At 51.8% G+C, this 12,797-nt stretch carries 10 protein-coding genes; 1 reads left to right on the top strand and 9 read right to left on the bottom strand.

Annotated elements, in window-relative coordinates; all coding sequences use genetic code 11:
* Window positions 1-17 precede the first annotated feature (17 nt).
* Window positions 18-392 (top strand): RidA family protein, encoded by a 375-nt coding sequence (locus E1189_RS14250; protein ID WP_155160995.1) that lies wholly within the window; start codon window positions 18-20, stop codon window positions 390-392.
* Between the two features lie 60 nt (window positions 393-452).
* On the opposite strand, the gene E1189_RS14245 is transcribed toward E1189_RS14250, so the two are convergent.
* The 9 genes from E1189_RS14245 to pilM all read right to left on the bottom strand — a co-directional run.
* Window positions 453-1,871 (bottom strand): FAD-dependent oxidoreductase, encoded by a 1,419-nt coding sequence (locus tag E1189_RS14245; protein WP_155160994.1) that lies wholly within the window; start codon window positions 1,869-1,871, stop codon window positions 453-455.
* Between the two features lie 72 nt (window positions 1,872-1,943).
* The gene (gene gltB / locus E1189_RS14240) at window positions 1,944-6,401 is read right to left on the bottom strand and encodes a glutamate synthase large subunit (RefSeq protein ID WP_155160993.1); all 4,458 of its coding nucleotides are present in this window, start codon (window positions 6,399-6,401) and stop codon (window positions 1,944-1,946) included.
* 318 nt (window positions 6,402-6,719) lie between these two features.
* The gene (aroB, locus tag E1189_RS14235; RefSeq protein ID WP_329602048.1) at window positions 6,720-7,799 is read right to left on the bottom strand and encodes a 3-dehydroquinate synthase; all 1,080 of its coding nucleotides are present in this window, start codon (window positions 7,797-7,799) and stop codon (window positions 6,720-6,722) included.
* 35 nt (window positions 7,800-7,834) lie between these two features.
* Window positions 7,835-8,350: a shikimate kinase gene (locus E1189_RS14230; protein ID WP_155160991.1), complete on the bottom strand. Its 516-nt coding sequence runs from the start codon at window positions 8,348-8,350 to the stop codon at window positions 7,835-7,837.
* A gap of 10 nt (window positions 8,351-8,360) precedes the next feature.
* Window positions 8,361-10,475 (bottom strand): type IV pilus secretin PilQ, encoded by a 2,115-nt coding sequence (locus E1189_RS14225; RefSeq protein ID WP_155160990.1) that lies wholly within the window; start codon window positions 10,473-10,475, stop codon window positions 8,361-8,363.
* 93 nt (window positions 10,476-10,568) lie between these two features.
* Window positions 10,569-11,093, bottom strand: a complete 525-nt coding sequence (locus E1189_RS14220) for a pilus assembly protein PilP (RefSeq protein ID WP_155160989.1) — start codon at window positions 11,091-11,093, stop codon at window positions 10,569-10,571.
* The gene (locus E1189_RS14215; RefSeq protein ID WP_155160988.1) at window positions 11,093-11,710 is read right to left on the bottom strand and encodes a type IV pilus inner membrane component PilO; all 618 of its coding nucleotides are present in this window, start codon (window positions 11,708-11,710) and stop codon (window positions 11,093-11,095) included. Before E1189_RS14215 ends, E1189_RS14220 begins: the two co-directional genes overlap by 1 nt.
* On the bottom strand, window positions 11,707-12,273 hold the full coding sequence (locus tag E1189_RS14210; RefSeq protein WP_155160987.1) for a PilN domain-containing protein: 567 nt from the start codon (window positions 12,271-12,273) through the stop codon (window positions 11,707-11,709). The genes E1189_RS14215 and E1189_RS14210 overlap by 4 nt, the downstream gene beginning before the upstream one ends.
* Window positions 12,273-12,797: type IV pilus assembly protein PilM (gene pilM, locus E1189_RS14205; protein ID WP_155161024.1), on the bottom strand; the 525-nt coding region annotated here is incomplete at its 5' end. The genes pilM and E1189_RS14210, both read right to left, overlap by 1 nt.

Genomic DNA, 12,797 nt, shown 5'->3' with positions numbered 1-12,797 from the left:
CGTTAGCAAGATTGAAAATGGAAAAAGTAATCGAAACATCTGATGCACCTGCAGCTATTGGCCCTTATTCTCAGGCTATGCAGTTCAACGGCATGATCATCACTTCCGGTCAGCTGCCAATCAACCCGGAAACAGGTGAAATGCCCGAAGACACCAAAGCACAGGCTCGCCAGTGTCTGGAAAACGTGAAGGCCATTCTGGAGTCTGCCGGTTCCAGCATGAAACAAGTGCGCAAGACTATGGTATTTGTGAAAGACATGAACGACTTCACCGATATCAACGAAGTCTACAAACAGTACTTCACCCTGCCTTTCCCAGCCCGCAGCTGTGTGGAAGTGGTTCGCCTGCCTAAGGATGCCAAAGTAGAAATCGAAGTGGTCGCCAGCTGCTAATCAGCTTGTCACTTCCACAAGAAAGGAGAGCCTCTGCTCTCCTTTCTTGTATCTCAGCCATCAAACATCCAGATAGTCGAGAATACCTTCAGCAGCCTTACGCCCCTCCCAGATCGCCGTTACCACTAAATCAGAGCCGCGCACCATATCGCCACCGGCAAAAATCTTGGGATTGGACGTCTGAAACGGGAACTCCGCCTGCTCTGGCGCAACCACACGCCCCCACTCATCGGTTTTAATATCGCTGCCAGAAAACCAGTCTGCCGGGCTGGGCTGGAAGCCAAACGCTACAAGCACGGCATCCGCAGGAAGAATCTCTTCACTACCAGCAACAGGCTGCGGACGCCGACGACCATTTTCATCGGGTTCACCCAACTCTGTGGTCACAACCTTAACGCCTTCTACCTTACCGTCACCTACAATTTCCACAGGCTGACGATTGAACAGGAAGTTCACGCCCTCCTCCTTGGCATTCTGCACCTCACGACGCGAGCCGGGCATATTGGCCTCATCCCGACGATAGGCACAGGACACCGATCTGGCTCCCTGACGAATCGACGTCCGGTTACAATCCATGGCTGTATCACCACCGCCCAGTACAACAACCTTCTTGCCCTTCACAGCGATAAAGTCTTCAGGAGATTTCTCGAAGCCAAGGTTGCGGTTCACATTGGAAATCAAGAAAGGCAGCGCGTCGTATACACCGGGAAGGTCTTCACCGGGAAAGCCCCCTTTCATATAGGTGTAGGTGCCCATCCCCATAAACACGGCATCATAATCCGCCAGCAGCTCATCGATAGCGATATCGGAGCCAATCTCAGTTTCCAGTTGAAACTCGACGCCCATCTCCGTGAAGATTTCACGGCGTTGGGACATGACATTCTTTTCCAGCTTAAACTCTGGGATACCGAAGGTCAGCAAGCCGCCAATTTCTGGGTTCTTATCAAACACAACCGGCTTCACACCGTTGCGCACCAGAACATCGGCACAGGCTAAACCGGCAGGGCCAGCACCAATCACCGCTACCTTTTTTTCGGTCCAGGCTACGGCAGACATATCCGGCCGCCAGCCCATAGAGAACGCCGTATCCGTTATGTACTTTTCAGTGGCTCCTATAGTGACTGCGCCAAAACCATCATTCAGGGTACAAGCCCCTTCGCAAAGACGATCCTGAGGGCATACACGACCACAGACTTCTGGCAAAGAGTTGGTTTGATGAGACAGTTCAGCCGCTTCAAACAGCTGCCCTTCACTCACCAGCTTGAGCCAGTTGGGAATATAGTTATGAACCGGGCACTTCCATTCACAGTAAGGGTTACCGCACTCCAGACAACGGTGTGCCTGCTGCTTCACTTCCCGTTCTTTGTAAGGCTCGTAGATTTCGATAAATTCTTTTTTACGAGCACGGATATTCTTTTTTGCAGGGTCTTTTCTATCCACCTGCACGAACTGGAAATTGTTACTCAGCCTTTCAGCCATACACACCTCATCAATTCTGCGACCTGAATCGGCAGCCTGTTCATGGCAGGCTGCCGGGACTCGTCCGACCTCTTATTCGGGTCGCCCTCTGGTGCTTGCCAGAAGGTTGTCGAGGCTTGCAGCCTTTGGCTTCACCAGCCAGAACAGGCCTGCATAATCCTCAAAGTCCTCCAGGATTTTTTCTCCCCTCTCACTGCCGGTTTCCTGAACGAACTCGTCAATCACACTCTGCAAGTGGGTTCGATGATCTTCCATGGACTCGGAATCAATTCGGTGAATATCAACCAGCTCATGGTTGTAGCAATCCACAAAATTGCGTTTAAGATCGAGCACATAGGCAAATCCACCGGTCATACCCGCACCGAAGTTACCGCCGGTTCGCCCAAGTACAGTCACCAGACCACCAGTCATGTACTCACAGCAGTGATCGCCAGCACCTTCCACCACTACATGGGCACCAGAGTTACGCACTCCCAGGCGCTCCCCGGCACTTCCAGAGGCAAACAGCTTGCCTCCCGTTGCACCGTATAGACAGGTGTTGCCGATAATGGAAGTGTCCTCACTGGCAAACACGCTGCCTTGAGGAGGACGAATCACCACCTTGCCACCGGTCATGCCTTTGCCTACATAGTCGTTAGCATCACCTTCCAGATACATGTTCAGGCCTCCGGCGTTCCACACACCAAAGCTCTGCCCGGCACTGCCTTTCAGGTTGATGGTAACCGGTTTGTCCGCCATACCCTGGTTGCCATAACGCCTGGCAATCTCACCGGAGAGGCGGGCACCAATAGAACGATCACAGTTACCGATAGTGTATTCAAACTCACCACCCACTTTAGCTTCGATAGCAGGCAGTATTTCAGCTACCATTCGCTCGGCCATTTCCCCCTTATCGAAAGGCGGATTACGGTCAACCTGACAGGCATTAGGTTTATCCGCTGGAATGGCGCTATTGCTCAGCACTGGAGACAGGTCAAGATTGGCCTGACGAGGTGTAAGGTTCTCTTTCACCTTCAACAGTTCTGTACGACCAATCAGCTCATCCAGGCTGCGATAACCCAGTTTGGCCAGCCACTCCCTCACCTCTTGCGCAAGGAAGGTGAAGAAATTGGTTACCATATCTACCGTACCGATAAAGTGCTCGTCACGCAGGTGCTTGTCCTGTGTGGCGACACCTGTTGCACAGTTGTTCAGATGGCAGATACGCAGATACTTACAGCCCATGGCTACCATCGGCGTGGTGCCGAAGCCGAAGCTTTCCGCCCCTAATAAGGCGGCCTTAATCACATCCAGACCGGTCTTCAAGCCACCATCAGTCTGCAACCTGACAGTTCCGCGAAGGTCATTGGAGCGCAGTGCCTGCTGAGTTTCCGCCAAGCCCAACTCCCAAGGGGAACCCGCGTAGCGAATAGACGTCAGCGGGCTTGCGGCTGTGCCGCCGTCATAGCCGGATACAGTAATCAAATCCGCATAAGCCTTGGCGACACCCGCAGCAATTGTTCCCACGCCGGGTTCGGATACCAGCTTTACAGACACCAGCGCATCAGGGTTCACCTGTTTTAAGTCAAAGATCAGCTGAGCCAAGTCTTCAATGGAATAGATATCGTGATGGGGCGGCGGTGAAATCAACGTCACACCCGGTACGGAGAAACGCAGGCGAGCAATCAGATCATTCACCTTGCCACCGGGTAGCTGACCACCTTCACCGGGCTTGGCCCCCTGAGCCACCTTGATCTGGAGCACATCGGCATTCACCAGATAGTGAGGCGTCACACCAAAGCGGCCAGAGGCAATCTGTTTGATCCTGGAGACCTTATCGGTACCAAAGCGGGCAGGATCTTCACCGCCTTCACCGGAGTTGGAGCGGCCGCCCAGGCGGTTCATGGCTTGCGCCAGAGCTTCGTGTGCTTCAGGAGAGAGAGCTCCCAGACTCATAGCTGCAGAGTCAAATCGGCGCACAATGGCAGAGACCGGCTCCACCTGATCCAAAGGAATAGGCTCACGGTCACTTTCCAGATCAAACAGATCACGAATTACCGCTACCGGGCGCTCGTTGACCAGCGTCGCGTAATCTTTCCACGCAGCGTAATCGCCATTCTTTACCGCCTGCTGCAGGGTTTGCACAACATCCGGGTTAAAGGCGTGATATTCACTATCGTGAACAAACTTCAGATAACCGCCCTGCTGAATAGGCTTACGCTTGCGGGATGCTTCCCTGGCCAATAACCGCTGATCTTCATGGAAGTCACTGAAGCGCGCCCCTTCAATTCGGCTGGCGACGCCATTAAAGCACACGTCCACAACTGGCTGACTGATACCCACAGCTTCAAACAGCTGGGCACCACGGTAGGAGGCGATGGTGGATATTCCCATCTTCGACATGATCTTCAACAGCCCTTTGCTGATCCCTTTGCGATAAGACTTAAAGGCCATCAGCGTGTCGGCGACCATAGTACCGGACTGGATCATATCCCGAATCACTTCATAGGAAAGCCATGGGTAAACTGCCGTCGCACCAAAGCCCAGAAGCACGGCAAAGTGATGGGAGTCACGGGCTGTACCGGTTTCTACCAGAATGTTGGCATCAGAACGCAAGCCTTTGTCGATCAGGCGATGATGTACTGCACCAGTCGCCAAAGCCGCATGGATAAGTAATAAACCAGGCTTCTGATCTCTATCCGTAAGCAGTAGTAGAACCCTGCCATCCCGCACCGCCTGCTCAGCCTTATCGCACAGCTCAACAATCGCAGCCTCAAGGCCAGTAACTTCTTCATAGCCAAGATCAAGATGTGCCACTTTCAGATCATCATGCTTATGCTCGCCATTCACCAGATTCAGAAATTTAGTGGTGGACAGCACCGGGGATTTAAGAATCACTCGCTTAGCATGCTCCGGAGTTTCCAGGAACATATTCCGTTCCCGCCCCATGCAGGTTTCCAGCGACATCACCACTGCTTCACGGAGGGGGTCAATGGGCGGATTGGTCACCTGCGCAAACTGCTGGCGGAAGTATTCATACACCGGCCGTACTCGCTGAGACAGTACCGCCATGGGGGTATCGTCTCCCATGGAGCCAACTGCTTCCTGACCGTTTTCTGCCAGTGGCCGTATAACCTGATCCCGCTCTTCAAAAGACACCTGAAAGCGCTTCTGTTCACTGAGCAGAGCATCACACGGCAGTGGATCAATCTTGTGATCCACTTCCACAAAACGGGAACGAATGCGGCAGGCGTGACTTTTCAGCCACTTTTTATAGGGCTGGCGGCCCTTGAGCTGCTGGTCGATATCGTTAGCCTGGAAGAACTCACCGGTTTCCGTATCAATGGCCAGAACCTGCCCTGGCCCTACACGGCCTTTGGCAACCACATCTTCCGGCTTGTAGTCGTACACCCCCACTTCCGAGGCTACGGTGAGATAACCATCTTTAGTTTTCACCCAGCGGGAAGGGCGCAGACCGTTTCTGTCCAGTGCGCACACCGCATAGCGACCATCAGAAATCACCAGACCAGCCGGGCCATCCCAGGGCTCCATATGCATAGAGTTGTATTCATAGAAAGCACGGAGGTTCGGGTCCATGGTATCCACGTTCTGCCATGCGGGCGGAACAAGCATACGGATAGCACGATAGAGATCCACGCCACCGCTTACCAGAATTTCCAGCATATTATCCAGCGAGGACGAGTCGGAACCGGTGCGATTCACCAGCGGGCGAATCTCATCGAGATTTGGTAACAGCTCAGACTGAAATTTCTGCGCCCGGGCTTCCGCCCAGTTGCGGTTACCGGTAATGGTATTGATTTCACCATTGTGGGCCAGCATGCGGAATGGCTGAGCCAGGGGCCAGCGTGGCATGGTGTTGGTGGAGAAACGTTGGTGGAAGACACAGATAGCCGTTTCAAAACGGGTGTCTCCCAAATCAGGATAAAAGCTCGCCAGATCCGCAGGCATCATCAGGCCTTTGTAAGTGATGACTTTGCTGGACAGTGAGCAGATATAGAAATCTTCGTCCCCGGCAAGCTTTTGGCTCGCCTTTCTGTGGGACATAAACAGAGCCGCTTCCAGCTGGTGAGCGTTTTGCTCTTTTGCTGGTGCTACAAACACCTGTTCAATTTGAGGAAGCTGGTCAAGGGCAATAGGCCCGAGGCAGTCTTCATTGGTAGGGACCATACGCCAGCCAATAACATCCAGCCCCTGGCTCTTGAGCTCCCGCTCAAAGGCGGTGCGGCTTTCACTGGCTTTGTGCTCGTCCTGGCTCAGGAACACCATGCCAACAGCGTAGAGGGTCGGAAGTTTGAGCTGAAAGGTTTCATTCGCAATGGAACGGAAGAAAGAGTCGGGCAGCTGAATCAGCAACCCACAACCATCGCCGGTACGCCCATCTGCGGCAATACCCCCTCGATGGGTCATACAGGTCAGGGCTTCAATTGCTTTCTGCAGCAGGTCATGACTTTTCCTGCCTTCAGTGTGGGCAATGAGTCCAAAACCACAATTGTCCCTGAACTCACCGGGATGATACAAACCTGAACTCATAGGCGATCTCTCAACAGCCATTCTGGTAATCGTTATTTTGGCGTCTATCGGCCTCCTGGCCTCATATTTTGCAAGCATCCATGCCCGTTTGCCCTAACACCTTATTTTTCTAGCCGTATGGGCGCCATAAACTGCGTAAAGCAGGCACAGCAGCTCACTCGTGCGGCGAATCATTGTACATGCGCCCCAACGCATTAACAAATCGCAACAATTACAACAGTCGGAAAAATACGTACAAGGCAGTCGCATTTTGTACAAATACGACCACTATCGTTAGATTTTCAGAAGAGAAAAATAAGAGGGTTAGCGGGAAATCATTCAGTGGCAGACAGAGGCTAGATAGTCCAGCAGCTGTTGGGCTGTCGTCTCTGACGTCACAACAGCATCACCAATACCCTTGAGAAGAATCAGGCGAAGCTGGCCATCAATCACTTTCTTATCCACACTCATCAGTGATAGAAAATCATCTGGAGCCATATCCATTGGTGGCTGCACAGGGAGATTGGCTTTTTCCAGCAGCCCAATGGTACGCACCACAATAGAGCCATCAATCCAACCCATACGGGCAGACAGCTGCGCCGCCATCACCATGCCCACTGCAACGGCTTCACCGTGGAGCCAGTTTCCGTAACCCTGATGGGTTTCGATAGCGTGGCCAAAGGTGTGTCCAAGATTGAGCAGTGCACGGCGGCCAGACTCTTTTTCATCCTCAGCCACCACTTTAGATTTGTTATCACAAGAGCGCAGCACGGCTTCAATCATCGCAGACTCATTACGCTCGACGAGATGCGTGATGTTGCTTTCGAGCCATTCAAAGAAAGGTGCATCACAAATCAGGCCGTACTTGATGACTTCCGCGATACCTGCAGACAGCTCCCTATCGGGCAGTGTTTTGAACACACTAATATCAGCAAGAACACACTGGGGCTGATGGAAAGCGCCAATCATGTTTTTACCCAGAGCGTGATTCACTCCGGTCTTCCCACCAACGGAAGAATCAACCTGGGAAAGAAGGGTTGTAGGCACTTGAATAAAGTTCACACCACGCTGATAGCTGGCCGCGGCAAAACCGCACATATCGCCAACTACACCACCTCCCAGGGCGATAAGTGTCGTTGTGCGATTGTGGCGCGCCTTGAGTAAACCGTCAAAGATCTGGTTTAGAACATCCAGATTTTTGTACTGTTCACCATCTGGAAGAATAATATCCGTGACCTGAAAACCGGTCAGTGTCTTATGCAATTTTTCCAGATACAGAGGCGCGATGGTTTCGTTGGTAACGATAGCTACCTGTTTGCCACGGATATGGGGGATCAGAAGTTCCGGCTGCTCCAGCAAGCCAGAGCCGATATGAATTGGGTAGGAACGCTCCCCGAGATCAACGCTAAGGGTTTTCACAGTGTTTTCCTGGAAAATCAAAAATGGATATAAAGCTAGCTTCCCTGCACTGCGTCCACAATCTCCCGAATCACCTGCCGGGGGCTGCCTCTGTCTGTACATACCACCAGATCGGCAGTCTGACGATAAAGAGGCTCCCGGATGGCATAAAGGTCGGTGAGTACCTGTTTACGGTCCGGACGCTGGAGCAAAGGGCGGCGCTTGTCTTTCGCGGTGCGCATTATCTGGGTTGATACAGATGCCTGAAGGAAAACCACGAAACCGTTGGTTATCATTATCCGACGATTTACATCCTTCATAACGATACCTCCTCCGGTAGCAACCACCTGAGGAGGGTCATCTTTCAGACATTCGAGCACAGCGGTTTCACGCTGCCGGAATCCGGCCTCGCCCTCCATATCGAATATCCAGGGAATATCGGCACCACAGCGCTCTTCCACCTCCTGATCGGTATCGAGGAAGGGAAGATTGAGCTCCCGGGAAAGCATACGGCCAATGGTGCTTTTACCAGCTCCCATTGGCCCGATAAGATAAATAGTGCGTGACTGCATACATCCACTGTCAGCGCAAGGCCATTGACTCCGTGAGGATCTTAGGTGTAATAAAAATCAGTGTTTCTGTCCTGGTATCGCGCTTTGTATCCCTGCGGAACAAGCGACCTACACCCGGAAGATCTCCTAACAGGGGCACTTTATCAACCCCCCTGCTGGTTGTATTTTTGAAGATACCACCAAGAACTATGGTCTGACCATCATCAATCAACACTTTTGTATCAACTTCCGTTGTATCAATGATGGGTATACCGGTTGAGGTGGAGGTCGTACTGTCATCATTGTTTACTTTGATCGCCATAATAATACGACCATCAGGTGTGATTTGAGGTGTTACTTCAAGGGACAATACAGCTTCTTTGAAGGACACGGTAGCCGCACCACTGGAGCTGGCTTCCTGATAGGGGATTTCCTTACCGCTCTTGATAACCGCTTTCTGCTTATCGGATGTAATAACCTTGGGTTGAGAAACAATTTCACCGCCTCCGTCACTCTCAAGGGCAGATAACTCAAGGTTCAAAACAGCGGAATTTGACATAAAGCCAAGGGCAATTGCAGAACTGGCACCGGGAGCAGAAAGATCTGTAAACAGTTGATCATACGTATAACTCCGCTCAACCCCATTATCACCAACCTCTGTTGTGATCTGCCCTCCTTGACCACCAATAAATCCACCTCTTCTCTTCTGATTAGGGTCACTGGTACCACCCGGATTTAGATAGCCACCCCACTTAACGCCTAACGACTTACTGAAGTTGGTATCTGCAGCAACAATACGGGCTTCAATCTGCACCTGACGTACCGGAATATCCACCTTGGTAATCAGATCACGAATCTCGTCCAGCTTTCCTTGAGTTTCCTGTATCAGCAGACTGTTGGTTCGTTCAATCACCTGAACACTGCCACGCTCGGATAGGATACGGTTACCTTCACCACCAGAGAGCACAGCGGAAATTTCAGCGGCATCAGCATAGTTAATCTGAACCAGCTCGGTGTACAGAGGAGCCAGCTCACGAATCTGCTGTTGAGATTCCAGAAGTTCACGTTCCTGAGCAGCCAATTCTGCAGCCGGTGCAACCACCAGAACATTGTTTTCCCGTCGTTGCCCCAGACCTTTGGATTTCAGCACGATATCCAAAGCCTGATCCCAGGGCACACTCTTCAAGCGCAGAGTTACACGACCGGATACGGTATCACTGGCCACGAGGTTCAGGTCTTTGAAATCCGCCAGAATCTGCAGCACGTGGCGCACTTCAATATCCTGAAAATTCAGAGAGAGCTTATCACCACTGTAAACCAGCTGTTTACGTGTTTTCTGCTCGGCTTGCTGGGCTGTCAGTGCTTTCACGCTGATGGTGAGTTTTTCATCGGTCTGCCAGGCCAGATAGTCGTATTCGCCTTTCGGGTCAATCACAACCAGTGCATTGCCATCTTCTATGCGGGCATCAATAAACTGCACGGGTGTGGCGAAGTCATTCACATCCAGACGGTTGCGCAGCTTTACAGGCAGTTCAGAGCCAGGGAAAGTCAGACGCAGGCGGCCACCCTGCTCTTCCAGAGTCATGGTCACGGCTTTGGAGGAAAGACCGATGATGATATTACCTTCACCATCTTCGCCTCGCTCAAAGTCGATACCGGTCAAACCATGAGTACGGGAAGCCGCTACCGAGCCGGAAGTCACTCTCTCAGCAGGAGCCGCCTCGGGGGTCACAGCTGCCTGAACACTGGAAGTATCCCCCACCAGAACATAAAGGCTGTTCCCTTCAACACGGGTGCTGTAACCAGAGGGCTTATCCAGGTTCACGATCATTCGCGTGCGCCCTTTGGCCTCAATCACTGTCACACTTCGGGTATTGGCAAAACCGACGTTGTTATATTTCTCGACTGCACTCTTGGTATCGGGCAAATCGAGGGCAATACGGGCGGGCTGCTCGATGGCATAACCTCGAATGTGCTCTGGAGGGGGAGAGTCAAAGTTCAGTTTCATCTCAACCCGATCACCTGGGAGAGAAGTCACATCCAGACTCTCCAGGATTCCGGCAAGAGCAGGAAGAGTCAGCAGACACGCTAACCCAGCTCCCCCCAGAGAACCCGCCAGTTTTTTCAAACGGCCTGCTTTTATCATGCAAATACACCCATATTGTCTTTATTCTTCCTTGCAGTAGCGCCAACAGCTTCGCTACCTGCATAAAACTGTGTGAGTGTGTGAGCTTACGTTTTATGACTCGTTCAGCGCCAGTGTTCTAGGCCGCTCGACCCAGCTCTCCGGGCCATTTTTCACAATTTCCAGAACCTGAATTTCTGAATCTGTGATACCAATCACACGACCATGATTTCGGCCAAGGTAATCACCCACTTCCACCTTATATACATTGCCATCGGCAGAAATCAGCGCATAAAAACCCCTGTCGTCACTTAAAGTGCCAACCATCGCAAAGTTATCGAAGGAAAATCCCTCCAAAAACTGCTTCACACGGTCCAGATCGGGGCGAATATCACTTTCCACCTTCTGCTTGCGCACCACTTCAACTTTGATGGGTTTATCAAAAGGGCTGCGCTCTCCTGAGGCTGAGTAGGTAAAGGCTTCATAGGGGCTGAATTTGGGCAGAGGTTCAATACTCCCCTTGGGCTTAGCCCGAACGTCATCCATATAGAGAGAGAGATCACGATAGTCACCTCCACTGTCGCAACCTGCAACCAATACGGAAGCAACCAGAGTGCAGAAAAGGAAAATACGGTTCATTACGCACCTCCCTTATCGTTATACCGATAGGTTCTGGCAAAAATTTCCATCGTCAGATTACCGCCAGATTGACTGCTTTTGATCGTGAAATTGTGAAGCGTCACAATACGCGGCAAGCCTGCCACACCGCTCACAAAGTTCCCCAGATCGTGGTAGTTGCCCCGCACATTCACATTGATGGGCAGCTCAACGTAGAATTCATGGGTCACTTCCGGCTGGAGGCTTATAGTGTCGATGGTCAGACCAGCACCCAACCCTTTCTCCGTGATGTCTTCCAGTAGACCGGGAACCTCGGTATCGCTGGGCAGCTGACGAACCAGCGCACCGAAGGAAGCTTCCATCTCAGTCATCTGGGCACGATAGGCTTCCAGGTTGGCTGCCTGAAAAGCCTTGGTCTGAAACTCCTGCTTCAGCTCAGTTTCCTTTTGAGCCTCTCTATCCAGCTTCTTTCCCAGATCATTCAAGTGGAAGTGAAAACCGAGAAACAAAACAAGAGCCAAAGCCGCTAAACAGATAATGCCCTTAATGGGAGTAGGCCAGGAACCAATATTTTCGAAGTCAAGATCGTTGAAGTCGATATTATTGAGCTTCTCCATCTTCTCCTGCAGAGAACTCATGCGTCACCCCCTTCTGCACTGTTCAACGCTGGCGTCACCTGCCTGAAGGTTAATTCAAAGCTGCTGCCTTCCCCCTCCCTTAACGCTTTAACCGCTGTCAGGTTCGGATTATCAAACCAGTCTGACTCATCCAGCTGACGCATCAGTTTGGAAATACGGTTATTGGATTCGGAAATCCCCTGAACACTGATTACATTGGCGTCCATGCTGAGACTGGTGAAGTAGACACCATCGGGGAGCACCCGTACCAGCTCATCAAACACTCTCACAATCACCGGGCGGTTACCCTGCAGGTTCTGGATAACCTCCATACGGGCCAACAGTTCTTCCTTCTTTTCCTTGAGCTGGTTAATCTCCTTGATTTTGTTGTCGAGGGTAGAGATTTCAGTCTGGATGAACTTATTCCGGGACTGCTGATCGTCAATGGAGGCGTTGAGCGTCATATCCCATAAAAAAATCAGCACCGCAGCCACGGCGACCGCTGCCCCAAGGGCGATCAGAAACTTTTTCTGTTTTTCCTGTCGCAGCTCTTCACGCCAGGGGAGGAGGTTAATTCTTGCCATTAGTCAAAACTCCTCATCGCCAGACCACAGGCAATCATCATCGCCGGAGCATCGTTGGCCAGAGCACTGGCATTCACCTTGCTGGCGACCGACATGCGGGCAAAGGGATTAGCAAGCACACAAGGCGTACCAATCTTTTCGGCAATCATGTCCACCAAACCGGGTGTTGAAGCGGTACCACCGGCCAGTACAATACAATCCACATCGTTGAAGTGACTGGAGGAGTAAAAGAACTGCAGGCTTCGGGATATCTGCTGCACAGCGGCTGTGCGGAATGGATCGAGAACCTCTGGCTCGTAGTCGTCAGGTAATTCACCCGTCTTCTTGGCCAGACCAGCCTCTTCGGGAGACATACCGTAGCGCCGCTGGATTTCATCGGTCAGCTGGCGCCCACCGAACAGCTGCTCACGGGTATAAACGGTTTTACCGTCTTCCAGAACACTGAGGGTGGTCATGGTGGCACCGATATCGACAATAGCCACCAGGGGGTCATCTTCGGAGAGTTCCAGCTGAGGTTCAATGAA

This window comes from Parendozoicomonas verongulae, from assembly GCF_009711465.1.
Lineage (GTDB): Bacteria > Pseudomonadota > Gammaproteobacteria > Pseudomonadales > Endozoicomonadaceae > Sansalvadorimonas > Sansalvadorimonas verongulae.
The sequence above is the reverse complement of the archived record's forward strand: the minus strand, read 5'-3'. Positions and strand labels throughout refer to the sequence as shown.

Coding starts and splice junctions, on each gene's coding strand:
- E1189_RS14210 (WP_155160987.1), bottom strand. CDS start 12,273: ATGGCAAGAATTAACCTCCTCCCCTGGCGTGAAGAGCTGCGACAGGAA.
- gltB (WP_155160993.1), bottom strand. CDS start 6,401: ATGAGTTCAGGTTTGTATCATCCCGGTGAGTTCAGGGACAATTGTGGT.
- E1189_RS14245 (WP_155160994.1), bottom strand. CDS start 1,871: ATGGCTGAAAGGCTGAGTAACAATTTCCAGTTCGTGCAGGTGGATAGA.
- E1189_RS14230 (WP_155160991.1), bottom strand. CDS start 8,350: ATGCAGTCACGCACTATTTATCTTATCGGGCCAATGGGAGCTGGTAAA.
- E1189_RS14225 (WP_155160990.1), bottom strand. CDS start 10,475: ATGATAAAAGCAGGCCGTTTGAAAAAACTGGCGGGTTCTCTGGGGGGA.
- E1189_RS14250 (WP_155160995.1), top strand. CDS start 18: ATGGAAAAAGTAATCGAAACATCTGATGCACCTGCAGCTATTGGCCCT.
- E1189_RS14215 (WP_155160988.1), bottom strand. CDS start 11,710: ATGAGTTCTCTGCAGGAGAAGATGGAGAAGCTCAATAATATCGACTTC.
- E1189_RS14220 (WP_155160989.1), bottom strand. CDS start 11,093: ATGAACCGTATTTTCCTTTTCTGCACTCTGGTTGCTTCCGTATTGGTT.